The sequence below is a fragment of the Palleronia abyssalis genome, assembly GCF_900302445.1.
In the GTDB taxonomy this organism is placed as follows: Bacteria; Pseudomonadota; Alphaproteobacteria; order Rhodobacterales; family Rhodobacteraceae; genus Palleronia; species Palleronia abyssalis.
Genome location: NZ_ONZF01000001.1, coordinates 368,770 through 393,592, shown reverse-complemented (window position 1 = coordinate 393,592; position 24,823 = coordinate 368,770). Strand labels below are relative to the sequence as shown.

Here is a 24,823-nt window from a genome sequence, read left to right as displayed (position 1 = left end):
TCAGAGTCCTTTCGCGTCTTGGGCCGCGATCTGGGCGGCGAAGGTATCAAGCAGTCGATGTTTCAAAATCTTGCCGGTCGGGGCAGCAGGCAGCGCGTCGACGACGAAGATCGCGGATGGCCGTTTATACGCCGACAGCGACCCCGAGACAAATGCGGCAAGCTGCGCGGGGTCCAGATCGGCGCGACGCGGCTGGACGAAGGCCAACACATCCTCGTTGCCGTCGCGCGCGCGGCCGATGACGGCGCTTTGCACCACATCGGGATGGTCGTTCAACGCGGCCTCGACCTCGGGCGGATAGACGTTGAACCCCGATCGGATTATCAGTTCCTTGGTGCGGCCCACGACGTGAAGCCGCCCCTGATCGTCGATCTTGCCCAGGTCCCCGGTGGACAGCCATCCATCGGCATCCAGAACCGCGGCTGTCAGGTCGGGCGCGCGGTAATAGCCCGCCATCACATGCGGGCCGCGCGTCGCGATCTCGCCCACGCCGTCGTCGTTGGGCGACAGGATCCGCACCTCGCAGCCGGGCAGGGGCGGACCGACCGAGGTGTCGGGATCACCGATCCGGTTGCGGGTGGCGCAGATCCCGGCGGTGGTTTCGGTCATGCCATAGCCGTTCTGCAGGGGCAGACCATAGAACACCTCGGCCTTGCGCTTCCATGCCGGGTCCAACGGCGCCGCGCCGGAGGAGACGTACTTCAGCTGCGCGTCTTGCAGCTTTTCCATGCCCAGATCGGCGGTATGGGCCATCAGCACCGCGTGCATCTGCGGAACCGCAGGCAGGATGGTCGCGCCGTCGTTCAGCGCCGACAGCAGCCTGTCGGGGGCGAACCGCGCCTCGAGTTGAACCTCGGCCCCCGCGACCGCCCCGGCCGTCAGCATCGAGGCCAGCCCGAACACGTGGGTCAGGGGCAGGGCGCCATACAGCCGTTCGTCCGGGCCCATGCCGCGCAATTCGGCCGAGGTTTTGCCGGCATAGTTCAGGTTGCCGTGGGTCAGCATGACCCCCTTGGGATCGCCGGTGGTTCCGGTGGTATAAAGAAGGACGGCGACATCGGACGCAGGCTCGGCCCGCGCGTCGGGGGCAGTCGCCAGCATGACCTCGCCGCAGGCAGTGTCGCGCACGGTGGTGTCGGCCGCTTCGGCATGGATCCGGGCATCAGGCGAGGCGGCCACGGTGTAGATCGTCGCCTTCGGTTCGCAATGGCCCGCGATCTTGGCCAGTTCGGCCCCCTTCATGCGGGCGTTCACCGGAACGGCCACGGCGCCAAGCCGGCTGACCCCGAAGATCAGGGCGGCAAGGGCGGCGCAATTCTCGGCGACGATCATCACCCGATCGCCGGGGCCGACCCCGGCATCGGCCAGATAGTCCCGCGCCTCTTTGGTTGCGGCGCGATAGGCGGACCAATCCAGCACGATCCCGGTCGAATCCCTCATCGCCGGGGCATTGGGCCGGTCGTCGGCATGGCGGTCAATATGATCGTGGATGGGCGTCACTTTCGGAACCTCTCGTAGTCCGGTTTCCGTTTCGACAGGAAGGCGTCGATCCCCTCGGCCGCTTCCGGCCCGCCTTGGGCCCGGGCCATGGCGTCGCGTTCCGCGTCCAACTGGGCTGCCAGCGTGCCCTCATACGCCGCGTGTGCCAGCCTCTTGATGCGCGTCTGCGCCTCGCGCGGACCGTGTGCGAAGGCGTTGGCAAGCACCGCGGCACGCGCAACCGCTTCGCCTGTTTCGCAAAGCTCGGACACCGCTCCGAGGGCGTGGAGGCGGTCGGACGTGATCGGCTCCCCACTCAGAAGAAGCGGCAGGACGGTGGCCGGCGGCAGCGTCGCGGCAAGTGTCGCGGTCAACCCGCCGTCGGGCACGAGGCCCGCGCGCACGTAGGCGGCGCGGAATTCGACCCCGCGCGCCGCGACGATCATGTCGCAGGCGGCGGCAATGGACCAGCCGGCCCCGGCAGCCCCCCCTTCGACCGCGGCGATCACGGGAACGGGGCAATGACGGACCGCGCGGATGGCGTCGTGCAGACGTTCGATCTTCTCGGCGCGCTCGCGCTTTGGCAACTCGGCGCGGGTCTTGAGCGCGTTCAGGTCACCACCGGCCGAGAAATACCCGCCCGCACCGGCGATGATGACGGCCCCGATCCCGGCCTCGCCCTCCGCACGTGCGCAGCCCTCTTGGATCGCGTCGTAAAAGGCGGGGGTCAGGGCGTTGCGACGATTGGTATTCTCGTTCCAGACGATCAACGCGTGGTGGTCGGTCTCGATCCTCGCGGTCATGTCTTCGACCCCGTTGGCATCGGCTTGAAGACACCCGTCGCGGTCGCCACCACGCGCCCGTCCTCGGCCGTCAGGCGGCCGTCGATGAACTTCGTCTTGCGCCCGCCGCCGGTGATCCAGCCTTCGGCCGTCAACGTGTCGCCGACCCGGCCCGAGGACAGGAAATTCGTCGTCAAGGACAGCGTCAGCATCGGGTGCAAGCCCGACGGATCCACCGATAGCGATCCCGTGGCCCCCATCGCGTTGTCCAGCATGACGGCCGCCAAGCCCCCGTGCAGCATCCCGTGGCGGTTGGTGTGCCGGTCGTCCAGCGTCAGGGTGCAGCGCGCGCGCCCGTCCCCGCGCGAGACGTCCAGCACGTAGCCCAGCGTGCGCTGCGTGCCGGTTTCGTCCCGGATGATGCCGTCCGTCCCGCTCATGCCATGCGCAACCGCGAGAAGCGGCCCAGATGGAACAGCGCGTCGCCGAACCGGTGTTCCACCATCGTTAGGCGGCGGGCGAAATGCGCCAGGTCGTATTCCTGGGTGATCCCGATGCCGCCATGCATCTGAATCGACTCCTCGACCACCAGCTTGGCGGTTTCCCCCACCAGCTGTTTCGTGGCCGAGACGTGCAGCTCTCGCGTCTCGCGGTCGGCATCCAGATGCCCGCACAGGTTGATGACGGCGGACCGCGCCTGCTCGATCTCGATCAGGACGTCGGCCATGCGGAAGGCCAGTGCCTGGAACTTGATCAACGGTTTGTCGAACTGGGTGCGCTGTTGCAGGTAGTCGGCCGTCAGGTCCTTGATCCGTTCCATCAGGCCCAGCGCCTCGGCGGTCTGGGCGGCGACGGCGCGGGCATTGGCGCGTTCGATCGCAGGGAAGGCGTGGCCTGCCTCGCCCAGAAGCGCATCCGCGGGCAGGCGCATGTCCTCCATCGCGATCTCGGCCCCACGGCCGCCGCCGGTCAGGGGATAGTCGCGCAGGTCCAGCCCCTCTGTGCCCTTCGGCACCAGGAACAGGGCCAGACCGTCACGGTCGCCCGTGTTGCCCGACACCCGGGCCGAGACGACGATGTAATCGGCCTCGCCCCCGTTCGCGACCACGGACTTGCGCCCCGTCAGGATCCAGCCGTCGCCGTCCTGCCGCGCCTCGGTCGCGACCCGTTCAAGGTCGAACCGGGCGCCCGGTTCGGAATGGGCGAAGGCCAGTTGCACCGCGCCGCCGATCACCGCGTCCAGATGCGCCTTCTGCGCATCCGATCCAAGCTCGGCGATCAGGCCGCCGGCGATCAGCGTCTCCATCAGCGGCTCGGGTGCGCCGGCACGGCCCATCTCCTCGAACACCACCATCAGGTCGAAGCCCGCGCCGCCGAAGCCGCCGTCGTCTTCGGAAAACAGGGCGCCGATCACGCCCATCTCGGCCAGCGCCTCCCAGGTCTCGGTGCTCCAGGCGGTATCGCCGCGGGCGACGGCCTTGGGGTCCACCTTGTCGGCCAGCATCCGGCGCAAGCCGTCCTGCAACATCTGACGTTCTTCGGTCAGGGTGAAATCCATCTCAGGCCCCCAGTTTCATCTTGGCGATGATCTGTTTTTGCACCTCGTTCGATCCGCCATAGATCGAGAGTTTGCGATTGTTGAAATACTTGCCCGACACCGGCGCGGCATAGTCGGGGCCGACCGGTTCGACATTGGATCCCGCCTCCAGCGCCTCGGAGACGAAGGGCATGGCGTAGGGGCCGCAGGCGCGGCGGGTCAGGTCGTTCAGCTCCTGCCGGATGACGGTGCCCTTCACCTTCAGCATCGAACTTTCGGCCCCCGGTGCGTTCCCTTCGGCGGCCGCCGAGACGACGCGCAGGTTCGTCGTGGCCATCGCCATCAGCTGGATTTCCAGCCGCGCGATCTCTGCCGCGAACAGCGGATCCTCGATCAGCGGCTTGCCCGCCTGATGCTCCAGCCCGGCGATCCTCTTGAGGTTCTCCAGCGCCTGGGTGGCGAAGCCGACACCGGCGATGTTCGTCCGCTCATGCGTCAGCAGGTATTTCGCGATGGTCCAGCCCTGGTTCTCCTCGCCCACGAGGTTCTCAACCGGAACGCGGACGTCCTTGAACCAGACCTCGTTCACCTCGGCCCCGCCGTCGATCAGATAGATCGGGCGCACCTCGATGCCGGGGTCGTCCATGTCGATCAGAAGGAAGCTGATCCCTTCCTGCTTCTTGCCGTCCTTGCCGGTGCGCACCAAGCAGAAGATGTGGTCGGCATATTGCGCAAGGGTGGTCCAGGTCTTCTGGCCGTTGACCACGTAGTGGTCGCCGTCCCGTTCGGCGGTGGTCTTCAGCGCCGCCAGATCCGACCCCGCGCCCGGTTCGGAATAGCCCTGGCACCACCAGTCGGTGCCGTTCAGGATCCGCGGAAGCCAGTGTGCCTTCTGGTCCTCGCTGCCGAACTTCATCAGCACCGGTCCCAGCATCATGATGCCGAAGGGCAGGATGCGCGGGGCATTGGCCCGGGTGGTCTCCTCCTCGAAGATGTGGCGCTCGACCGCGTCCCAGCCAGAGCCGCCGTATTCCTCGGGCCAGTGTCCGGCCAGCCAGTTGCGGGTCTGAAGGATGGCGTGCCATTCCTCCATGTCCTCTTTGGTCAGGCGCTGGCCCAGACGCACCTTGTCGGACAGGCGCTTGGGCAACTTCTCGTCAAGGAAGGTGCGCAGATCCTTGCGGAATGCCTCGTGCTTTTCAGAATAGCTCAGGTCCATGGTCTGTCCTTCCTTCAGAAGATTTCGAAAAGGCCCGCGGCCCCCTGGCCGCCGCCGATGCACATGGTCACGACGCCCAGCTTCGCGCCGCGCCTGCGGCCTTCGTGCAGGATATGACCGGTCATGCGCGCGCCTGTCATGCCGAACGGGTGCCCGACAGAGATCGAGCCGCCGTTGACGTTCAGGATGTCGTTGGGGATCCCCAGCTTGTCGCGGCAATAGAGAAGCTGCGAGGCGAAGGCCTCGTTAAGCTCCCACAGGTCGATGTCGTCCACCGACAGGCCCGCGCGTTCCAGCAGGCGGGGCACGGCGAAGACCGGGCCGATGCCCATCTCGTCGGGCTCGCAGCCTGCGACGGCATAGCCGCGGAAGGCGCCCAGAGGCTCCAGCCCCTGACGCTCGGCCTCCTTCTCGTCCATCAGGACCAGCGCGGCGGCGCCGTCGGACAGCTGGCTGGCGTTGCCCGCGGTGATGAACTTGCCCTCGCCACGCACCGGGTCCAGTTTTTGCAGCCCCTCCAGCGTGGTCTGGGGGCGGTTGCACTCGTCCATCTCGATCCGGCGGGACTGTTCTGCGGTCTCGCCCGTGGCCTTGTCCTTGACCGACTGCACCACGTCCATCGCCACGATCTCGGCGTCGAAGCGGCCTGCTTTCTGCGCCTCGGCGGTGCGCATCTGCGACTGATAGGCCAGCTCGTCCTGCGCCTCGCGGCTGACGCCGTAGCGCTGCGCCACGATGTCGGCGGTGTCGATCATCGGCAGGTAGAGGTCGGGCTTGTGCTCCATGATCCAGGGGTTCGGGGACTCGTCGGGGGGCGGCTGGACTTGGCTGATCGATTCCACACCGCCGGCAAGGATGGCCTTCGCGCCCTCGGCCGTGATGGCGTGCGCCCCCTGCGCGATGGCTTGCAGGCCGCTGGCGCAGAAGCGGTTCACGGTGGTTCCGGCGATGGAGACCGGCAGCCCGGCGCGGATCACCGCCTGCCGCGCGATGTTGCGCCCGGTCGAGCCTTGCGGATAGCCGCAGCCCCAGATCGAGTCCTCGATGGTGGCGGGATCGATCCCGGCGCGCTCGACCGCGGCCTTCGTGGCGTGTCCGGCCAGATCGACCCCGTGGGTCAAATTGTAGGCGCCGCGATTGGCCTTCCCGATGGGGGTCCGGGCGACCGAGACGATGACGGCACGGCTCATGTGTTCAACTCCGAAAATTTGCGGTTGGATTGGGCGAGCTCTTCGATCAGCGGCGCTGACTGCCAGAACTCGGGGTTTTCTTCGCCATAACGCGCGATGCGGTCGCGGATCGTCGCGAGGCCCACGTGATCGGCATACATCATCGGCCCGCCCCGCCAGCGCGGGAACCCGTAGCCGAACAGAAGGACCGCATCGACGTCCTGCGGCCGCTTGGCGATGCCTTCACCGACGACGCGGGCGGCCTCGTTGACCATGGCGGTCATGTAGCGTTCCCAGATATCCTGGTCCGTGAACTCCTTCGGCGTAATGCCGTGCGCTTCTCGGACCTCATCGATGATCTTCAGGATCTCGGGGTCTTCCTGCGGGCCGTCGTCACCGTAGATGTAGAATCCGCGGCCGGACTTGCGGCCCAGGCGCCCCATCTCGTGCATGCGGTCGGCCCAGTCGGGATTGACCACGCCGGGCTGGGGGCCTTTGCGCTGCCGCGTCATGTGCCCGATGTCGAGCCCGGCCAGATCGGCCACCTTCATCGGCCCCATGGCGAACCCGAAACGTTCCAGCGCGGCGTCGATCTGGTAGGGCGAGGCGCCTTGCAGGATCATCTCGTCCGCGGCCGAGCGGTAATGCGACAGGATGCGGTTGCCGATGAACCCGTCGCAAACGCCGGACCGCACCGCGATCTTCTTTAACTTCTTGCCAAGCGCGAAACCGGTCGCGGCCACCTCGGCCGAAGTGCGGTCTGCGACGACGACCTCCAGCAGGCGCATCACATGGGCGGGCGAGAAGAAATGCAGCCCGATCACATCCTCGGGGCGCTTGGTGCCTGCGGCGATCTCGTTGACATCCAGGTACGACGTGTTGGTCGCCAGAACCGCGCCGTCCTTCATCACGCGGTCAAGCTGGTCGAAGACCTGCCGCTTGACGTCCATGGACTCGAACACCGCCTCGATCACGACGTCGGCTTCAGAAAGCGCCTCGTATTCAGTGGTGGTCGTCAGATCGGCCGCCGCGCGCGCGGCGTCGCTCATCTTGCCGCGCTTCACGGCCCCGTCGAGGTTCTTGGACACGGCCAGATACGCCTTCTCGGCCGCCTCCACCGTGGTTTCGACCAGCGTTACGGGCAGGCCGGCCAAGATGCAGGCGGTGGCGATGCCGGACCCCATCGTGCCGCCGCCGACGATGCCGACGCTGGCGATCTCGCGCGGGGTGATGTCCTTCAGGTCGGGCAGATTGGACACGCGCCGTTCCAGGAAGAAGGCGTGGACCAGGGCCTCGCGCTGGGGGCTTTCCATCAGGTCGAGGAACAGCCGCCGTTCTTCCTTCAACCCGTCTTCGAAGGGCAGGGTCACGGCCCCGAACGCAGCCTGAACGGCATGGCGCTGCGCGGCCTGCCCGGGATACCGATCCTGCATCAGGCGGTCCCAGGTCTCGGCGTCGCTTGTGGCCGGCGCGGCCTCCATCGCGGAGGTCGGGCGGGGCGTTGCGCCTTCGGCCAGAAGTTCCTCGGCATAGGCGATGCCGGCAAGACGAGGGTCCCCTTCGGACACGATGCGGTCGATCAGGCCCCAGACCTGCGCCTTTTCCGGCGCGACCGGCTTGCCGGAGGAGATCATCTCGAGCGCGGCGTCCATCCCGGCCAAGCGGGGAAGGCGCTGCGTCCCCCCGGCGGCGGGCAGGATGCCAAGCGTCACTTCAGGCACCCCCAGTTTCGTCCCCGAAAAGGCAAGCCGGTAATGACAAGCCATCGCGACCTCGAGACCGCCGCCCAGTGCCGCGCCATGGATTGCCGCCACGACCGGTTTCGCGGTGCGCTCGATCCGGTTCACGACGCCGGGCAGCTGAGGGTCCTTCATGGGCTTGCCGAATTCCGAGATATCCGCCCCGCCCAGAAACAGCCGACCGGCACCTACGAGGACCGCGATCTCTGCCGAGGCATCCGCGTCGAACCGGTCGAAGGCATCGACCAGGCCTTGCCGCACGGCAAAGCCCAGGGCGTTCACAGGCGGGTTGTTCACGGTGACGATCGCGATCTTGCCTTCGGTATCGTAGGTGACTGGGTCGGTCATTGGCGTCTCCATCTTGTATTGCGTGGGGTCGGCGTGCCCCGTCAGCGTCTCAGGGGAACGGGGCCGAGCCCCAGTCTGGTTTCAAGCTCTCGGACTGCGGCACGCAGGGCGGGCCCGACCTCGGCCTCCATCCGGTCGACGGTCAGATCCGCAGGCGACGCGCCGCAGGTAAAGACCACTGGCTCGGACAGGTCCGGGGGCTGGAACGAGGTTGAAACCGCGTGAATGTTTGACGTGAAATAGTGCTCGGGCAGGGTGATGGCGAACCCGCGCGCCAGCAGTTGCGCGTAAGCGTCGTCGCGGATCGCCATCGCGCGGTCGGGCGTCAGGTCGCGATCCCCTCCGATCTCGTCCACTACGCGCGGCAGGCTGTCGTCGGACACCGCCGCCAGATAGCACGCTCCCGAGGACGAGCCGCGGATCGGCAGGCGGTGCCCGACTTCCAGCCAGATCGACGACACGCCCGCCGGCCGCCAGGCCTTTGTCAGAAGCATCCTGTCACGGTCCCGAACGGCCAGAAGCGACAGGGTGCGCGTCTGGTCCGCCAGCCGCTGCATGATAGGGCCAGCCAGATCCGCAAACCCGATCGAGGCCGAGGCGACGTTGCCCATCGCCAGAAGGGCAGGGCCCGGACGATAGCGTTCCCCGTGACGCGCGTGGGACAGGTAGCCCAGCGCGTGCAGCGTATAGGTCAGACGCGAGACCGTGCTTTTCGGCAATCCGGTCCGCTCGGCGATCTCGGCATTGCCTAGGCCATCGTCCGAGGGGCGGAACGCGCGCAGTACCGACAGCCCCCGGGCCAGGGTCGTGGCGAAGCGCCGGTCGGTTTCGGGCATGTCCTTCATGTCACTACACCGAATAGGGGATCAGCAGCGACAGCGCCGGGACCGCCATGATGATGATCAGCACGAGAATATCGATCGACAGGAACCGCAGCAGCCCTGAGAAGATGCGATCGATGGGCACTGATTTCCCGACGACCGAGGAGATGACGAACACGTTCAATCCCACAGGCGGCGTGATCAGCCCGATTTCGAGCAGCTTGATGACCACCACGCCGAACCAGATCAGGTCCAGCCCGTAGCTTTCCACCAGAGGCACCATCAGCGGAAGGGTCAGCACCATGATCCCGATGGGATCGAGGAACATGCCCAGCGCCAGATAGATCAGGGCGATCGCGCCCATCAGGACGATCACGTTGGGTTCGGCCCCGGTGACCGCGCCGACAATGGCGGGCGCGACGCCGGTCAGCGCGATGAAGGCCACGAAGATCTTGGCCGCCGCCGCGATGAGGAAGATGGATGTGGTCTGGATCCCCGTCTCTCGCAGTGCCGCCCAGAACCCGGCCAGCGTCAGCTTGCGTTGCAGGAAGCCCGTCAGCGTGACCAGCGCGACCGAGATCGCGGCCGCCTCGGTCGCGGTAAAGAAGCCGCCATAGATGCCGCCGACGATGACGATGAACAGCGCGGCGGCCGGCCACGCGGCGAAGGCGGCCTGACGACGCTCGGCCGCGGTGATCTCTCCGGTGAAGGCGGGGGCATCGCCGGGCTTCTGGCGGACCCAGATCCAGATCACCAGAAGGAAGCCGGCCAAGCTCAGAAGGCCGGGCAACACGCCAGCAAGGAACAGGGACGAGATCGAGGTCTCGGTGAAGATGCCGTAGATGATGAACAGGACCGAGGGCGGGATCAGCGACCCCAGCGTGCCGCCCGCTGCGACCGACGCCGTGGCGAGGCGTTTGTCATAGCCCATCGACAGCATCTCGGGCGCGCAGATGCGGCCCATGGTCGACGCGCAGGCGATTGACGAGCCTGAGATGGCCGAAAATCCACCGCAACCCACGACCGAGGCCATTGCAACCCCACCGGGGATTTTGGCCAGCCAGACGCGCGCGGCATGGTAGATCGCCGTCGTGATCTCCGCCCGGTAGGCGATGTGCCCCAGCGCCACGAACAGGGGGATCATCGACAGGTCGTAACTGTGGATCAGGTCGAAAAAGTTCGAGAACACGAGGCTGGAGGTCGGGCGGATCGCCCGATCCGGCATGAAGTCGCCCGTGCGGAAGGCGAAGATGCAGAACGCCCCCACCGCGGCCACACCTGCCAGCGCGAAGGCGATGGGGACGCGGATCGCCAGAAGGCCGATGACGGCCAGGAACGCCACAATGCCGATAAGCGTGCCGTCCATGTCAGGCTTCCTCTTGCATGTAGTTGGTGCCCGTTTCGGTATCGATGCGCTCGCCCCGGGCAAAGGTGCGCATGTCGGCGACCACCTGGACCAGAAGGCGCACCCAGCACACGATCAGGCCGAAGAGGAACAGCACCCGGCCGGGCCATTTCGGCAAGTTGAGCTGCCCGAAGAAGAACCCGCCGCTTTCGATGGCGCTGGCGGCTTCGCGGTAGCCCGCCCAAAGCAGGGGAAGCAGCGCCAGAAGCCCGATGACGCCGCCCAGGATTACCAGGCAATCCTGGACGCGGCCGGGGAAATGCTGGCTGAGGACTTCCACCACGATGTTGGCCCGCGCGGCGATTGTGGCGGCCAACGGCAGGATGATCGCGGCGACCATCAGTTCGGCCACCATGACCACGGTGTCGGGGATGCCGGAATTCAGAGTGATCCGAAGTAGCACGCTGGCCGTGATCAGAAGGCCAAGTGCGACGATGGCGGCGGCGGCGAGGTCCAGAAGGAACCGTTCGACCCAACGGAGCATGGCGCCCCCCTGTCAGATGGCGGAAAGGGTGGCCCGCATCCGAAGATGCGGGCCGGAGGATCAACGGGGGATCAACGCTCCCAGGGATAGCCCTGGGCGTCACGCTCTTCGGTGTATTTGTCGATCAGGCTGCGATACTCGGTCAGCATCGCGTCGCCGTCCATGCCCATGCCGCCAACGGTTTCCTTCCAGCTGTCGACATAGGTGGACCCGGCCTCGACAAGCTTCTGGCGCTCTTCCTCGGGCAGTTCGATCACCTCGATACCCTGATCGCGCATCATCTGGACCGCCGCGTCGTTGTCGGTGGACAGGATGCGGCCCAGCTCGTCAGGAATGCGACGGCCGGCTTCCATAAGGGCGTCCTGCTGATCGGCGCTGAGGCTGTCGAACATGTCCTTGTTCATGAACACGCCCAAGGCACCGACCTGACCCCAGTTCAGAAGGGTATAGCTGTCGATGACCTCCTGCCACTGAAGCGCGGGCACGACGTAGCTGTAGCCCTGGCTGCAGTCGATCAGGCCCGAATCCAGGCCCTGATACGCGTCGTAGATCGACATCGACACGAGGTTCGCGCCCTGGTCGGCAAACGCGTTGCCGTATGCGCCGACGCCCCGAACCTTCAGCCCTTCGATATCATCCACACTGTTGATGGTCGCACCCTTGCAGCCGATATGCACGGCCGAGGTCGTGAAGGTGCCGATATAGACGAGGTTCTGATCCGCGAGGTTCTGCTGGATCTGGTCGCTGGACCGCATCAGCTCGTCCGTGGCCTTCATGCCGACCCAGGGGTCCGGGTTCTGAATGGGCAAGTCAGCGATGCCGTAAGCGGCCATTTCCTGCGGGAAGTAGACGGCGATGATCGTGCCGGCATCGGCAACACCGTCAGCGATACCCTGACGCGCCGCGCCCGCCTTGAACAGGGCACCGCCCCATTGGATGTCAAAGCTCAGATCGCCTTCCGAGATTTCCTCGACCTGATCGGCGAAGTAGTTGATGGCATCGGCGCGCGATCCGCGGTTCGGTCCGGCTTCCCCGAAGAAAAGCGTTGTCTGCGCGGTGGCCGCACCGGCCGTCAGGGCGAGCGCGAGCGCCGCCGATGTCAGGAATTTTGGCATGTGATCCTCCCAGATCCTTACGTTCCGCATAGTGGAACGTCGTTCGAATGGTTGGAACGGTAAGGGAGGAGTGAAGCGATGTAAACAGGGGGGAAGGGGCCGCGCGTCGGCCCCGTCCTGCGTCAGATCAGGCGGCCATCGAAGTGGCCTCGTTGATCGTCGCATCGACCTTGGCGCGGTGGTCGATCAGGAAATCCCAGGCCGGATCACCTTTCGTTGCATCGATCGCCGCGTCATAGCTCTCCTTTAGATATCCGTCGCCGCGGGCGCATTCGGCAAGAACGCCCTGATCGCCGAACGAGATCGCGTCCCGGACCTTGAACACACCGCGATGGGCGGTCGCGGCCGTCGATCCCTTCTCGGTGACATCGACGCCTTCCGCTTCGAGCGCGCGGTGAAGGGCGGCATGGAAATCCTTGCGCTCCTCGATACAGCGGTGGACAAAGGTTTGCGCCGTGCCGGAAACGTGTTCCTGCGCCTCTTGGTATCCGTTCACGCTGTCGATGACGCGGGTATGCAGGGTCTTGAGGGTGTCGGTCTTGTCGCTCATGGCGTGTCCTTTTGGTTGAACCTTTGGGGTCCCAACGGTGGTGGCAGGCCCATTGTTTCTGGGCTGGCCGTGCGATGTGACGCCGCGTCCTGCGCGCGGCGGCTTGCGATGGTCGTCCGCCCTCCATCATCTATGGGGGGAAGACGCGGAGGGGACATGCCAGAACATTTTGACGTGCTGATCGTGGGGGCGGGGCTGTCGGGTATCGACGCGGCCGTCCGCCTGCAGGAGCGCTGCCCGGATCGAAGCTTCGCGATCGTCGAGCGGCGCGCGCGGATCGGCGGAACCTGGGATCTGTTCCGCTATCCCGGGATCCGGTCGGACTCGGACGTGACCACTCTGGGATTTCCGTTCCGGCCGTGGAAAGGCAATCAGGCGATCACCGCCGGTGGCGATATCCGGGAGTATATCCTGGAGACTGCACGCGAGACCGGCGTCATGGACAAGGTTCGCACGGGCCGGACCGTGACCGCGGCCGCATGGTCGTCGGATGAGGCACGCTGGACCGTCACCCTGGACGGTCCCGACGGGCCCGAGACGATGACCTGCGGATTCCTCTATGCCTGTACGGGTTATTACAACTATGACCGCGCCCACGTGCCCGATTATCCGGGCGCCGACCAGTTCGGCGGCGAGATCGTCGTGCCGCAATTCTGGCCCGAGGATCTGGACTGGTCCGGTAAGCGGATCGTCGTGATCGGGTCGGGAGCCACAGCGGTGACGCTGGTCCCGACGCTGGCAGAGACCGCGCAGGTCACGATGCTCCAGCGGTCGCCCTCCTACGTCGTCACGCTGCCTTCGAAGGACAAATGGGCGGGCCGGTTACAACGGATCCTGCCGCTGCGCGCAGCCCACCGACTGACCCGTTGGAAGAACATCGGCATGTCGATGATGATCTACCAGATGTCGCGGCGCAGACCGCAGAAGATGCGGTCTTTCTTCATCGAAAACGCCCGCAAGCAACTGCCCGAAGGGTTCGACGTCGAAAAACACTTCGTGCCCGACTACGACCCCTGGGATCAGCGATTGTGCGTGGTCCCGCAAGGCGACCTGTTCCGCGCCATCCGCAAGGGCACCGCCGATGTCGTCACCGAACGGATCGACACCTTTACCGAGACCGGCATCCGCCTGCAGGACGGTCGCGAATTGCCTGCCGACATCATCGTCTCGGCCACCGGGCTTTCGGTGCAGATCCTCGGCGGTGCGACCCTGACGGTGGATGGCGCGCCCTATTCCGTGGCCGAGCATGTGTCCTACAAGGGTGCGATGCTGGACGGCTTGCCGAACGCGGCCATGGCGTTCGGCTATACCAATGCAAGCTGGACGCTGAAATGCGATCAGATCGCGCGATATGTGTGCCGCCTGCTGAACCACATGAAGCGCAAGGGGCATACCGTCGCCACACCCCGCGTCGATCCGAAGGCGCCCCGCGATCCGTTCGTCGATCTCAGCTCGGGCTACGTCAAACGGGCCAGCGGCGTGGTGCCCTCGCAAGGACGGGCCGCGCCGTGGCGGGTGCACCAGAACTATATTCGCGACGTGATCGAGTTCCGACTGAAGCCGGTCGTCGACGGCGCGATCGATTTCAGGGGACAGCCATGACACGTTTTGACCTCAACGGTCGCACCGCCCTGATCACCGGGGCAGGCAGCGGCATCGGGCAGGCGCTGGCGAAGGAGCTGTCCCGCCGGGGCTGCGCCCTTGCGCTTGCCGATATCCGACCGGATCGCCTGGAGGAGACGGCCGCGGACGTGGGACGCGCGGACACGTCGACCCACGTGCTGGACGTCGCGGATCGCGACGCGGTCGCGTCGCTTCCGCAGAAGATCGCGGACAGGCATGGTGGGCTGGATATCCTGGTGAACAACGCAGGCATCGCCGCAGGCGGCCGCTTCGACGAGCTTTCGGAGGCGGAATTCGACCGCGTGATGGAGATCAACTTCAACGGCCCGGTGCGAATGGTCCGCGCTTTTCTGCCAATGTTGAAGGGGGCCGCGGAGGCACGGATCGTCAATCTTTCCAGCCTTTACGGCCTGATCTCTCCGCCGGGGCAATCGGCCTACTCCGCCAGCAAGTTCGCCCTTCGGGGCTTTTCCAACGTGCTGGCGAACGAGCTTGCGGGATCGTCGGTGGGGATCACCGTGATCCATCCCGGGGGTGTCGCGACGAATATTGCCAAGGATGCCAGCTATCCCGAGGGGGCGACACCTGACCGGGTTGCGCGGAACCGCGAAAAGTTCGAGCGTTTCCTGCGTTTGCCCCCCGAGGAGGCGGCCCGCACCATCGCCGAGGGGATCGCACGGCGCAAGCGTCGCGTCCTCGTGGGCAACGATTCCAAGATGCTTTCACTGCTCGAGCGGCTGGCCCCGGTGACGCATTATTCCCTGGTCGAGAGGTTGATGCGATGACGTGGTTTCTGGGCATCCTTGTTCTGATCCTGGTGTCTCCAATCCTGGCGACCGGGTTTTTGGTCGCGTTGGGTCGATTGCGCGTCCCCCCGCACGGGAAATTCGTGAAGGCCGGCGGTGGCAAGCTGCATTACCGGGATGTGGGCCAGGGGCAGGCCGTCGTGTTGATCCACGGGGCGGGGGCGCAGATGCGCAGCCTGACCGCGACGCTGGAAAGCAGACTGAAGGATCGGTTCCGCGTCATCTCGCTCGATCGGCCCGGCATGGGATATTCCGAGCCGCAGAAGGCGGACGACCTGAGCCTCGATCGGCAGGCCGCCATCCTTCTGGAAGCGCTCGATCTGATCGGTGTCGAGGCGCCGATCCTGGTGGGTCACAGCCTGGGCGGTGCGCTGTCGTTGACTATGGCGCGGCGCGCCCCCGACCGGATCCGTGGGCTTGCGCTGATCGCGCCTTTGACCCGCCACCTCGACACCTTGCCGGGTGTGTTCCGACCGCTTGTCATTCCCGACCGACGCAGACGGACGGTCGTGAGCTATACGCTGGCCGCGCCGACCTCGGTCCTGCGCGGCCCCCAGGTCCTGCGCCGGATCTTCGCGCCAGAGGACCCGCCCGACTGGTTCGCGACAGACTGCGGCGGACTATTGGCGGCGCGGCCGAGGATGTTCCGATCCATGTCCGAAGAAGCGACGCGCGGCACCGAGGAACTGAAGGAGGTGCAGGAAGGGTATCCTGGGATGGGGATGCCGGTTGCGATCCTCTACGGGCGCGAGGACGCGATCCTGGATGCCGCCGAACAAGGGGAGCGTACGGCCACGGAAATCCCGGGCGCAACATGCGACGTGGTGCCTGGCGGCCACATGCTTCCCGTCACCCAGCCCGACCTGACGGCCGACTGGATACGACGCCAGGTCGATCGCATCGTCGAGATCACCAATCAACCGACATAGCTGAACCGACCGGTCCGGGGCATCGACCCGCCCAAACCGGGTTGACCGCGACCGAAGTCAGCCGATGGACCGGACGATACAACGCAAACCGGCCTCCTCGTAGAAAACCTCGATCGACGCATCCAGCTCGCGCTTCAGCAGTGTCTGGATCAGGAAGGTGCCGAACCCCTCGCGCTTCGGGGGGACCACCTGCGGGCCGTTGCGCTCGCGCCATTCCAGCATCTGGACCTGGCCGTCCCGCCCCTGGACTGTGACCTCCACGCGTCCGCTGTCGTTGGAATACGCACCGTATTTCGCCGCGTTCGTCGCCAGTTCGTGCAGCGCAAGACCCAGAGACATCGCGATGTCGGGTGGCAAGGCGATCTCGTCGCCGGAATAGATGAATCGGTCGTTCCCGGTGTCGAGGTAAGGGGCGACTTCGGCTTCCAGCAAAGTGCGCAAACTTTTTCCCTGCCAGCCGCTGGACGTCAGTGCCTCATGGGTGCGCGAAATGGCCGACAGCCGAGAGATCAGGTTCTCGGCCATGTGGTCCTTGTCCAGCGACATCCTGGCGGTGAAGCGGGCGACGGCCTGAACCGTGGCCAGAATGTTCTTCACCCTGTGTTCCAGCTCGGCCAGTAGAATGTCCTTGCGCCGTTCGGCGTTCACCCGCTCGGTCACGTCGACAGCCGACGGGATGATCTCGGTCACGGCGCCCGTCTCGTCCACTCTGGGAACGAGTTGGAAGTCGATCATCCGCATCTCGCCACCGGCCATCCGGGCCGGAACGTCGTATCGGGACGCCATGCCGGCCGCGGCCTTTTCCACTGCAATGCGAACACGATCCCGGGACGCCGTGCTGAAAGACCACCACCAGCAGTCCCAGAACTTGTGACCGATAACGTCGTCGCGGATCAGTCCGCCCCGTTCCAGAGCGGTCGCGTTGATCTCGACGAGGGTTCCGTCGGGGGTCAGCATCCCGACAAAGCTGCTGAGGCTGTCCTGCAAGGTCTGCAGGCGCTGGCGATGCTCGGCCTCGCGGGCGGCGGCGAGGGTCTGTTCGGTGACATCGGCTACGACCCCGATCAACCGTTCCTCGCCGCTGTTGCCTTTCTGAATGCTGCCGAAATATTGAATATGGAGCTGTTCGCCATCGGATATCCGCTTGATCCGGACGATCGCGTTCAGGACCCTCGTCTGCCGTGCTTCTTCGATGCGCGCGGAGAACGGGGCGAAATCGTCAGGGTGAAGGACGTCCTGGCGGAACGCCTCGAAACTGAGCGGACCTTCCTCGCGGGGATGCCCGAAAATCTCGTACATCCTGTCGTTTTCCCAAAGGGCTTGATCGTTCACCATGTCCCATTCGAAAACCCCCAGTCCTGCGGCCTCGACGGCCACCTTCTGGCGCACGGCGCTGGCGGCGATCCGCCGTTCCAGTTCCCTTTCGTGCGTGACCTCGCGGACGCAGCTGCCGACCGCGACGACCTCGTCTTCGTCACGGACGGGGTAAAAATCGCACAGGAATTCGCGTCCTTCGCCGGGTGCCGCCGGGGTCTGGGTTCGCACGGTCAAGCCGAAAGTAGGTTCGCCAGTCTTGAGGACGCGGCGCTGAATCTCGGCGACTTCCCGGTGCGCGTCGGGAACGAGGTCGGCCTGGTTCCGCCCCAGATGGTCAGCGACGGGAATCCCGTTGATCTCCGCCAGTTGTGCGTTGATCCGGATATAACGCAGGTCACGGTCCAGCAGGCTGAGACCGATCGGCGCGGTGTCGTACAGCGTTTCGAGCTCGGAATATTGCTCGCGCAGGACACGCGCGTTGTCTTCAAGCTGCCGTTCGTTGCGGATCCGGGCCGTGATGTCGACGAACGTGATCACCACCCCGTCGATACGATTGTCCACCGTGCGATAGGGACTGACGCGCGTCTGGAACGTCTCGTCCGTGGCGTCGATCCGGATCTCGCGCTCGACCGGTTGAAGGGTTCTGCGGGCGGTCTCGGCGTCTTTCCCGAGTTCGGGGTAGTCAACCTTGCTTGCCAGATCGTGGATCGACCGGCCGATATCGCGGTCGCGGACACCGAACAGTCGGCTGACTTCCGGCGTGTACAGGCGGACGCAGTCTTGTTCGTCAATGAAAAGCGTGGCGATATTCGTGCTTTCCAGAAGGTTCTTCAGATCGCTGTTGGCCCGGGTCAGCTGTCGGTTGTTCTCCGACAGCTCGGCATTGATGGTCTCCAGTTCCTCGTTGATGGACTGAAGCTCCTCGCGGCTGGTTTCGAGCTCCTCGTTCGAGCTTTGAAGTTCCTCGTTCATGCTGAGGAGTTCTTCGTTCGCGCTGCGCAATTCCTGTTCGGAGGTCTCGAACTCCAGCTCCAGCGCCGCAAGGCGCTTTCGGGTCAGCATAAGCTCCTGACCGTATCCTTCCTCCTGCCGGCCAGGGGATTCGTCGACGATGCTGGCGAGGTCGCGCGACCGGACCTCGGTCAACGCGACCAGCATCATGCCGCTCTCTCCGGTGAAGGGAACCACGGACACGTCGAACAGGTGCGGGGCCTCGCCGATCTGGACGACGACGTTGCGAACCTCGGCCGGCAGCGCGGATTTGCGCGCCTCGTCCAACGCGGAATGCACCGGCAGCCGTAGCTCGGTCGTGAGGAAATCGTCGAGCGCAGTGCTGGGAATACCGGGCGAGGGTTTGACCAGGGAGGTCATTGCCTCGGACACGTAGACGACTTCGTTCTGGCGATTGACCGTCGCGAATGGCGCGGCGCAGCGCTGCAGGAACAGCTGCTCGGTCAGGCCGGCCAGGTTGTCGCCGGCCGGTTTGACGTCGACTTGCTGGATGCGTTGACCCGCCTTCGCCCCGCCCGGATCGATGCGGCGCCTGTCGGAATTCAGGGACGAATAGGACGGTGTGACCGTGTCATCGCGCTGGAACAGCCTGGCACCGCGTCCCAGGGTGCGGAACAGACGCTCGTTCCGGCCCAGCGATTCAGACGGACCCAGCCAAAGGTATTTCGACGCATTCAGCGCGTAGTGAAAACGCGGCAGCAGCTTGGCCTGACTGTCGGCGTTCAGGTAGATCATCACGTTGCGGCACGACAAGAGGTCGAGCTTCGAGAATGGCGCGTCGATCAGCAGGTTGTGCGGTGCAAATACGCACATTTCCCGCAGATGACTGTCAACCTGCCAGTATTCCTCGTCCCGGGTGAAGAACCGGTTGCGCCGCGCCTCGCTCAGACCTTCGATGGCCGCCGAGGAGAACCGCCCGGTCCGAGCCTGGCGCAGGGCGTCCACGTCGATATCCGTCCCGAATATCTTCCACGGTCGCTTGTCGCCCCGCGCCTCGGCAATTTCGGAGACGAGGATGGCGATGGAGAACGCCTCTTCGCCGGTCGAGCATCCGGGCACCCAGACGCGGAAGCTGGTTTGGTCGCTGTCCAGAAGGGGCTTCAGCGCCTTCTCCGCAAGGACGTCGAAGGCTTCGGGGTCGCGGAAGAAGCGGGTGACGCCGATCAGGAAGTCCTGGGTCAGAAGGTCGCGCTCCTCCTCCCGTTCGGCTAGCGTCCTGAGGTAGCCGTCAATCGTCCTTTGCTGCAAAAGCGTCATCCGGCGGGCCACACGACGGATCAGCGTACCCGGCTTGTAGCCCGAAAAGGCTGCGCCGTTTTCCGTGTCGAGCAGGTCGAGAATCTCGTTCAGCCTGCCTTCCACCCCTTCCAGCAGATCCTCGCGGCCCCCGTCGTCCTCGATCTGCTCGCGGTGGCGCACGATCTCCAAGATGCGGCGCGGCATGTCCTGGGGCCGTAGCGAGAAATCGACGAGACCGGTGGACGCCGCGCTGTCCGGCATCCCGGGAAACTTGGCGCTGCCGCTTTCCTGGACCAGTGCGATGCCGCCGTTCGACTTGATCGCACGGATGCCCGTGGTGCCATCCGATCCGGTGCCCGACAGGACGATGGCGAAGGCCCGCCGCTCCAGCGTCTCGGCCAGTGAACTGAAGAACCTGTCGATGGGGGTGCGCACCCCCTCTTCGCGGGGGTGTTCTATCAGCTTGAAATGCCCGTCCTCGATCTCGGCGAATGGGCCTGGCGGGATGATGTAGATATGGTCGGGTGCGATCGGGGCGCCGTCCTCGATGCGGCTCACCGGAACCGGCGTATGCGCGCTCAGCAGTTTGTCCATCAACGAGGGTTGGTCGGGTGACAGGTGCTGGATCACGACATAGGCAAGGCCGCTGTCGTTCGGGATCGCTTTCACGAAGTCCTGCAGTGCCTCCAATCCCCCGGCGGATGCTCCGATGGCCACGACGGTCGGCAGATCAGTCATTGTGTTCATTCTTCCGGTTCGTGTCGTTCAGCGGCGCTGTTCGCGGCGGACCCATCGGCCCGGCAATTTGCCACCCGTAGTGAGGAGTTTGATGCGATTGCGGAATCTCCGCAAGAACAGCCCCGGGAAAACACGGGCAAAATCCGGGACCGATCGACCGATCCGAATACCGCCGGTGGGACATTTTGGAAGGACCGGCCCTCGGGCCAGGAAAAGCGCGGTTCTGCGGTTCCGCCAAATCCGAACATGTCGACCCCGCCTCGTCACACAGGTCGCGCCCGATCCTGCGCGACCGCCGAAGTTCCGGCGGGGCCCGCGGTGCGGTCGTGGACCCGGTTGCATTTTCCCGCGTGCGCTTTACCCAGAGTGGCGCTTGACGGCAAGGCGGCGATTGTCGCACGTGGCCCGCCTCATTCCTTCTTCCGCATGGCGCGCGCAAGCCGTCGGATCCGGATGGCGCGGTTCAACTCACCACCGAAGATGAGGATCAGGGCGGCCAGATACATGAAGTAAAGCGCCGCGATGATACCGGCCAGCCCGGCGTAGTAGCTTGCGTAAGCCGCATAGCTGGTCAGGTAGAACGAGAACGCGGCCGTCAGGATGGCCCAGGCCAGCACGGTAAAGACGATGCCTGGCCAGAGGCTGGAAAAGCGCGTGCGCCGTGCGGGCAAGAATATATGCGCCGCAAAAAGTGAGATCAGAAGGATCACGGCCGCCGCGGGATACCTGATCAGGCCGACCGAAACGGAGGACGGGTCGAACCCCGGCATCAGCATATGAAGCCACGACCCCGCCCGGGGGGCGAGCACCAGAAGATACCCCACGAGAACCAGCACCAGCCCCGAAACCACCACCGTCACGGTCATCACGGTATAAAGGACGACGGCCGAACGTGTCTCGCGGACGCCGTATGCGCGGTTCAGCCCCACGCGCACCCCGTCAACACCACCGACGGCGAACCATATCGTCAGCAGGATACCGACGCTTAGCACGCCGCCGCGCTGCACGGTCATCACCTGTTCGACCTCGGCCACGATAGGTTCGACCAGCGCAGACGGGACGATGGCGATCAGGAAATGGATCAGATCGTCGGCCATGGACCGGTTGCCGATGAAAGCGGTCAGCGAACTGGTGAAGATCAGGAACGGAAACAGCGCGAGAAGAGCGCGGAACGCCACGTTTCCCGCCAGCCCGAAGGCGTCGTCGCTCCAAAGCCGAAGACCGGCTTCGCGGGCCACGGCCCAAGGCACGCGCCAGCCCGTGCCGTGCATCAGTTCTTCGGGGTTCTGGCTGACAATGCCCTGCGTCGGAACCGTATCGCGCGCAGTCTCGTGACTGACCTGTCCGCTCATTCCCGGCCCCTGCATCCCTGGAAGACCATACCTAGACGCATCGCGGGGTTCGGCCAGCGCAGCCCACGGTCGCCGCGACGATTGAAACCCCCGGCGGTCTGGTGTTCTGTCCCCGCAAGGAACGAGGAGGAGAAACCCATGACCATCGATCTTACCCGCCGCGCCGCGATATCCTGCGCGCTTGCATTGACCGCGCTTCCCGTGTCGGCGCAGGAGACCTGGCCCACCGAGCCGCTGCGCGTCTTCGTCGGGTTCCCGGCGGGGTCGTCGCCCGACGTTCTGGCGCGGATCATCACCGATCCCCTGGCCGAGCGTCTGGGCCAGCCCGTCGTGGTGGAAAACCGCCCCGGCGCGGGCGGCGTGATCGGCGTGCAGCAGATGCTGGCCTCTGCCGGGAACGGGCACACGTTCGGCACCACCATCAACGGGCCGCTGACCACGGCGCAGCGGATGCTGGAGTCGACCGGCTATGACGTCGCCGAAGACATCGCCCCTGTGACGCTGATTGCGACGTCTCCGCTGGTTCTGGCCGTCTCGTCCGACGCCGAGATGACCGACCTGGAAAGCTTCGTCGCGGCGGCCGGCGCCGAGGAGGAGGCCCTGGCCTACGGATCGGTCGGGCAGGGGTCCGGCGCGCATCTGACGGCCGAGCTGTTCTCGGACGAGGCGGGGGTCAGCATGTTGCACATCCCCTTCACCAGCTATGCCGAGGTGACGACCTCGATCATGGGCGGGGAGATCGACGCGGGCTTCATGGCGCCGTCCGCCGCACTGCCCTTTGTCGAGTCCGGGAACATGCGGATGCTGGGCATCACCTCGGCCGAGCCGTTCCCGCAAGCGCCAGACGTGCCGGTCATCGCGGGGCAGGCGGGCCTGCCGGACGATTTCCGGGCCGAGCTGTGGAACGCCTTCATGGCACCCGGGGATACCGACCCGGCCGTCATCGACCGGCTGAACACCGAGATCACCCAGATCCTCGAAGACCCGGAGGTGCAGCAGAAGCTGCTGGCCATCGGTTGGCAGGCCGCCCCCGGCACCCCGGCCGAGATGGAGGAGCGGATCGCCACCGACACCCAGATGTGGGGCGCGGTGATCGACCGGGTCGAGGCGCAGTAAGACACGGATGCGCCGCGATTGGCCCGACATATGGGGCGGCCTTGTACTGGCCGCCCTGGGCGCCGCCGCGCTGGGCTGGACGCTGGTTCACTATGACCTCGGCAGCCTGAGACGCATGGGGCCGGGCTTCTTTCCCGCGACCCTCGGCGCGCTTCTTGCCGTGCTGGGCCTTGTCGTGGCGCTGCCGGCCTGGCGGCGGACGGGTGCTTCGGTGCCGGTCCATCCGCTTGCGGCGTTGGCGGTGCTGGCCTCGGTGGTGATCTTCGGTCTGGGATTGTCGCGACTGGGCCTTGTGGCTGCGACGGCCCTTTCGGTGTTGATCGCGACCCTTCCCGCGCCCTTCGCGGGGTGGGGGTGGCGGATTGCGCTGACCGTGATCGTCCCGGCCTTGACGGTCGTGATCTTCAGCTTCGGATTGCAGATGACATTACCCCTGTGGCCGCGCCTGCCGTGACGACGTGGGAGGGGCTTCTCTACGGGATCGGGTTCGCGCTTCAGCCCGGTATCCTGATCTACTGTGTGCTCGGCGTCGTTCTGGGCAGTTTCGTCGGCGTGCTGCCGGGGATCGGGGCCATGGCGGCGATCTCGCTTTTGCTTCCCGTGACCTACTACATCACCGCCGAAGCCGCGCTGATCATGCTGGCGGGCGTCTATTACGGGGCGCAATACGGCGGGGCGGTCGCCTCGATCCTCATGCGTCTGCCGGGCACACCGCAATCGGCCGTCACCGCGCTGGACGGCTATCCCATGGCGCGCAGCGGTCGGGCCGGGGTGGCGCTGTTCGCCGCGATGGCGTCGTCCTTCGCGGGCTCAATCCTGGGGATCGCAGTGCTTGTCCTGCTGGCGGGTTGGCTGACGCGGGCGGCCACGGCTTTCGGCGCGGCGGATTATGCCGCCATGATGATCCTGGGGCTGGTCGCCGCCTCGACCATCGGGACCGAGAGGGTGGCGAAAAGCTTCGCCATGGTGACATTGGGCCTTTTGCTGGGATGCGTGGGAACTGACGTAAATTCGGGCGTGCAGCGGTTCACCTTCGGCCAGACCGAGCTTCTGGACGGCATCAACCTGGTGGCGCTTGCGATGGGACTGTTCGGAGTGGCCGAAGTCATCGGAAATGTGCGCGACCCCGACCGACAGGCGGTGGCCGAAAGGATCGGGCTGCGCGCCATGATGCCCGGCCGCGACGACGTCCGGCGCATGGGGTGGCCGACGCTGCGGGGGGGGGCTTTGGGCAGCTTCTTCGGCGCTTTGCCAGGCACCGGATCAACGCTGTCTTCGTTCCTCAGCTACGCGATGGAGCGTCGCGTAGCCAAGCGACCCGAGCGCTTCGGGCATGGTGCGGTCGAAGGTGTCGCCGGACCGGAATCAGCCAACAACGCGGCGGCCATCACCGCCTTCGTCCCGACCCTGACCCTGGGAATTCCGGGCGATCCGATCATGGCGTTGATGCTGGGGGCGCTGGTGATCCACGGCATCCAGCCCGGGCCGCTGATGCTGGAAGCCCGTCCCGAGATGTTCTGGGGCCTGGTCGCCAGTTTCGGGATCGGGAACCTGCTTCTTCTGATCCTCAATCTTCCCCTGATCGGAATCTGGGTGGCCATACTGCGTATCCCGTTCCGTTGGCTGTACCCGGCGATCCTGGTTTTCGTCTGCCTGGGCGTCTATTCCGTGCGCGGTTTGACGTTCGACATCGTCGCCGTCGCTGTCATCGGACTTGCGGGGTATCTGTTGGCCCTCGCGCGGTTCAGCCCCGCACTGCTGCTTCTTGGTTTCGTGCTTGGCCCGTTGATCGAGACGAACCTGCGCCGCGCCCTGCTGATCTCGCGCGGGGATCCGATGGTGTTTCTGGAACGACCCATCGCGGTCGGATTTGTCCTGGCGTCAGCGGCCCTTCTGATCGCGTCGCTGTGGCAAGCCTTCCGCCGCCACACGGGTCCAGACCGGCCCCGGACGACGTGAAGGGCCGTGCAGACCGATAAGGTCGGCACAGGTGGTTTGACGCGCGCCGATCGGACTAGACTTCACTGGCTTGCTAGACGATGGG

At 65.6% G+C, this 24,823-nt stretch carries 20 protein-coding genes; 6 read left to right on the top strand and 14 right to left on the bottom strand.

What is annotated here, in order from left to right; genetic code table 11:
• The 12 genes from PAA8504_RS02010 to PAA8504_RS01955 form a co-directional block, all read right to left on the bottom strand.
• The gene (locus PAA8504_RS02010) at nt 1–1,500 is read right to left on the bottom strand and encodes a class I adenylate-forming enzyme family protein (protein WP_108892472.1); all 1,500 of its coding nucleotides are present in this window, start codon (nt 1,498–1,500) and stop codon (nt 1–3) included.
• Nucleotides 1,497–2,282, bottom strand: a complete 786-nt coding sequence (locus tag PAA8504_RS02005; RefSeq protein ID WP_108892471.1) for an oxepin-CoA hydrolase, alternative type — start codon at nt 2,280–2,282, stop codon at nt 1,497–1,499. The genes PAA8504_RS02010 and PAA8504_RS02005 overlap by 4 nt, the downstream gene beginning before the upstream one ends.
• Nucleotides 2,279–2,701 (bottom strand): PaaI family thioesterase, encoded by a 423-nt coding sequence (locus PAA8504_RS02000; RefSeq protein WP_108892470.1) that lies wholly within the window; start codon nt 2,699–2,701, stop codon nt 2,279–2,281. Before PAA8504_RS02000 ends, PAA8504_RS02005 begins: the two co-directional genes overlap by 4 nt.
• Nucleotides 2,698–3,819 (bottom strand): acyl-CoA dehydrogenase family protein, encoded by a 1,122-nt coding sequence (locus tag PAA8504_RS01995; protein ID WP_108892469.1) that lies wholly within the window; start codon nt 3,817–3,819, stop codon nt 2,698–2,700. The genes PAA8504_RS02000 and PAA8504_RS01995 overlap by 4 nt, the downstream gene beginning before the upstream one ends.
• 1 nt (nt 3,820) lies before the next feature.
• A complete protein-coding gene (locus PAA8504_RS01990) occupies nt 3,821–5,017 on the bottom strand; it encodes an acyl-CoA dehydrogenase family protein (RefSeq protein ID WP_108892468.1) in 1,197 nt (398 codons plus the stop codon).
• 14 nt (nt 5,018–5,031) lie between these two features.
• The gene (locus PAA8504_RS01985) at nt 5,032–6,207 is read right to left on the bottom strand and encodes an acetyl-CoA C-acyltransferase (RefSeq protein WP_108892467.1); all 1,176 of its coding nucleotides are present in this window, start codon (nt 6,205–6,207) and stop codon (nt 5,032–5,034) included.
• Entirely contained in the window at nt 6,204–8,273 is a 2,070-nt protein-coding gene (locus PAA8504_RS01980; protein WP_108892466.1) for a 3-hydroxyacyl-CoA dehydrogenase NAD-binding domain-containing protein, read from the bottom strand. Before PAA8504_RS01980 ends, PAA8504_RS01985 begins: the two co-directional genes overlap by 4 nt.
• Nucleotides 8,274–8,314: 41 nt before the next feature.
• The gene (locus tag PAA8504_RS01975) at nt 8,315–9,118 is read right to left on the bottom strand and encodes an IclR family transcriptional regulator (RefSeq protein ID WP_108892465.1); all 804 of its coding nucleotides are present in this window, start codon (nt 9,116–9,118) and stop codon (nt 8,315–8,317) included.
• A 4-nt stretch (nt 9,119–9,122) separates the two neighbouring features.
• Nucleotides 9,123–10,460, bottom strand: coding sequence for a TRAP transporter large permease (locus tag PAA8504_RS01970; RefSeq protein WP_108892464.1), 1,338 nt, complete (start codon nt 10,458–10,460; stop codon nt 9,123–9,125).
• Nucleotide 10,461: 1 nt separating this feature from the next.
• Nucleotides 10,462–10,983 carry a TRAP transporter small permease gene (locus PAA8504_RS01965; RefSeq protein ID WP_108892463.1) on the bottom strand — a complete coding sequence of 174 codons (522 nt, stop codon included), beginning with the start codon at nt 10,981–10,983 and terminating at the stop codon, nt 10,462–10,464.
• 71 nt (nt 10,984–11,054) lie between these two features.
• Nucleotides 11,055–12,098 (bottom strand): C4-dicarboxylate TRAP transporter substrate-binding protein, encoded by a 1,044-nt coding sequence (locus tag PAA8504_RS01960; protein WP_108892801.1) that lies wholly within the window; start codon nt 12,096–12,098, stop codon nt 11,055–11,057.
• A 127-nt stretch (nt 12,099–12,225) separates the two neighbouring features.
• On the bottom strand, nt 12,226–12,648 hold the full coding sequence (locus PAA8504_RS01955) for a DUF2383 domain-containing protein (RefSeq protein ID WP_108892462.1): 423 nt from the start codon (nt 12,646–12,648) through the stop codon (nt 12,226–12,228).
• A gap of 156 nt (nt 12,649–12,804) precedes the next feature.
• On the opposite strand from PAA8504_RS01955, the gene PAA8504_RS01950 reads away from it, so the two are divergent.
• The 3 genes from PAA8504_RS01950 to PAA8504_RS01940 are packed head-to-tail and all read left to right on the top strand — an operon-like array spanning nt 12,805 to nt 16,006.
• Complete coding sequence (locus PAA8504_RS01950; RefSeq protein ID WP_108892461.1) at nt 12,805–14,250, top strand: flavin-containing monooxygenase; 1,446 nt, start codon at nt 12,805–12,807, stop codon at nt 14,248–14,250.
• Nucleotides 14,247–15,056: an SDR family NAD(P)-dependent oxidoreductase gene (locus tag PAA8504_RS01945; protein ID WP_108892460.1), complete on the top strand. Its 810-nt coding sequence runs from the start codon at nt 14,247–14,249 to the stop codon at nt 15,054–15,056. Before PAA8504_RS01950 ends, PAA8504_RS01945 begins: the two co-directional genes overlap by 4 nt.
• Nucleotides 15,053–16,006, top strand: a complete 954-nt coding sequence (locus tag PAA8504_RS01940; protein WP_108892459.1) for an alpha/beta fold hydrolase — start codon at nt 15,053–15,055, stop codon at nt 16,004–16,006. Before PAA8504_RS01945 ends, PAA8504_RS01940 begins: the two co-directional genes overlap by 4 nt.
• A gap of 57 nt (nt 16,007–16,063) precedes the next feature.
• On the opposite strand, the gene PAA8504_RS01935 is transcribed toward PAA8504_RS01940, so the two are convergent.
• Both PAA8504_RS01935 and PAA8504_RS01930 read right to left on the bottom strand, forming a co-directional pair.
• Nucleotides 16,064–20,311, bottom strand: coding sequence for a chemotaxis protein CheB (locus PAA8504_RS01935; protein ID WP_181375663.1), 4,248 nt, complete (start codon nt 20,309–20,311; stop codon nt 16,064–16,066).
• 410 nt (nt 20,312–20,721) lie between these two features.
• Entirely contained in the window at nt 20,722–21,663 is a 942-nt protein-coding gene (locus PAA8504_RS01930; protein ID WP_108892457.1) for a YihY/virulence factor BrkB family protein, read from the bottom strand.
• 138 nt (nt 21,664–21,801) lie between these two features.
• Between PAA8504_RS01930 and PAA8504_RS01925 the strand changes: the two genes are divergently transcribed.
• Genes PAA8504_RS01925 through PAA8504_RS01915 form a run of 3 tightly spaced genes read left to right on the top strand, consistent with a single transcriptional unit; the run spans nt 21,802 to nt 24,738 of the window.
• Nucleotides 21,802–22,779 carry a Bug family tripartite tricarboxylate transporter substrate binding protein gene (locus tag PAA8504_RS01925; RefSeq protein ID WP_108892456.1) on the top strand — a complete coding sequence of 326 codons (978 nt, stop codon included), beginning with the start codon at nt 21,802–21,804 and terminating at the stop codon, nt 22,777–22,779.
• A gap of 7 nt (nt 22,780–22,786) precedes the next feature.
• Entirely contained in the window at nt 22,787–23,233 is a 447-nt protein-coding gene (locus PAA8504_RS01920) for a tripartite tricarboxylate transporter TctB family protein (RefSeq protein WP_108892455.1), read from the top strand.
• Nucleotides 23,215–24,738, top strand: a complete 1,524-nt coding sequence (locus tag PAA8504_RS01915) for a tripartite tricarboxylate transporter permease (RefSeq protein WP_245897488.1) — start codon at nt 23,215–23,217, stop codon at nt 24,736–24,738. Before PAA8504_RS01920 ends, PAA8504_RS01915 begins: the two co-directional genes overlap by 19 nt.
• Nucleotides 24,739–24,823 lie beyond the last annotated feature (85 nt).

What these genes read in the sequence shown, in the direction of transcription:
- PAA8504_RS02005 (WP_108892471.1), bottom strand. Translation starts at nt 2,282, where the DNA reads ATGACCGCGAGGATCGAGACCGACCACCACGCGTTGATCGTCTGGAAC.
- PAA8504_RS02000 (WP_108892470.1), bottom strand. Translation starts at nt 2,701, where the DNA reads ATGAGCGGGACGGACGGCATCATCCGGGACGAAACCGGCACGCAGCGC.
- PAA8504_RS01995 (WP_108892469.1), bottom strand. Translation starts at nt 3,819, where the DNA reads ATGGATTTCACCCTGACCGAAGAACGTCAGATGTTGCAGGACGGCTTG.
- PAA8504_RS01990 (WP_108892468.1), bottom strand. Translation starts at nt 5,017, where the DNA reads ATGGACCTGAGCTATTCTGAAAAGCACGAGGCATTCCGCAAGGATCTG.
- PAA8504_RS01985 (WP_108892467.1), bottom strand. Translation starts at nt 6,207, where the DNA reads ATGAGCCGTGCCGTCATCGTCTCGGTCGCCCGGACCCCCATCGGGAAG.
- PAA8504_RS01980 (WP_108892466.1), bottom strand. Translation starts at nt 8,273, where the DNA reads ATGACCGACCCAGTCACCTACGATACCGAAGGCAAGATCGCGATCGTC.
- PAA8504_RS01975 (WP_108892465.1), bottom strand. Translation starts at nt 9,118, where the DNA reads ATGAAGGACATGCCCGAAACCGACCGGCGCTTCGCCACGACCCTGGCC.
- PAA8504_RS01970 (WP_108892464.1), bottom strand. Translation starts at nt 10,460, where the DNA reads ATGGACGGCACGCTTATCGGCATTGTGGCGTTCCTGGCCGTCATCGGC.
- PAA8504_RS01965 (WP_108892463.1), bottom strand. Translation starts at nt 10,983, where the DNA reads ATGCTCCGTTGGGTCGAACGGTTCCTTCTGGACCTCGCCGCCGCCGCC.
- PAA8504_RS01960 (WP_108892801.1), bottom strand. Translation starts at nt 12,098, where the DNA reads ATGCCAAAATTCCTGACATCGGCGGCGCTCGCGCTCGCCCTGACGGCC.
- PAA8504_RS01955 (WP_108892462.1), bottom strand. Translation starts at nt 12,648, where the DNA reads ATGAGCGACAAGACCGACACCCTCAAGACCCTGCATACCCGCGTCATC.
- PAA8504_RS01950 (WP_108892461.1), top strand. Translation starts at nt 12,805, where the DNA reads ATGCCAGAACATTTTGACGTGCTGATCGTGGGGGCGGGGCTGTCGGGT.
- PAA8504_RS01945 (WP_108892460.1), top strand. Translation starts at nt 14,247, where the DNA reads ATGACACGTTTTGACCTCAACGGTCGCACCGCCCTGATCACCGGGGCA.
- PAA8504_RS01940 (WP_108892459.1), top strand. Translation starts at nt 15,053, where the DNA reads ATGACGTGGTTTCTGGGCATCCTTGTTCTGATCCTGGTGTCTCCAATC.
- PAA8504_RS01935 (WP_181375663.1), bottom strand. Translation starts at nt 20,311, where the DNA reads ATGACTGATCTGCCGACCGTCGTGGCCATCGGAGCATCCGCCGGGGGA.
- PAA8504_RS01930 (WP_108892457.1), bottom strand. Translation starts at nt 21,663, where the DNA reads ATGAGCGGACAGGTCAGTCACGAGACTGCGCGCGATACGGTTCCGACG.
- PAA8504_RS01925 (WP_108892456.1), top strand. Translation starts at nt 21,802, where the DNA reads ATGACCATCGATCTTACCCGCCGCGCCGCGATATCCTGCGCGCTTGCA.
- PAA8504_RS01920 (WP_108892455.1), top strand. Translation starts at nt 22,787, where the DNA reads ATGCGCCGCGATTGGCCCGACATATGGGGCGGCCTTGTACTGGCCGCC.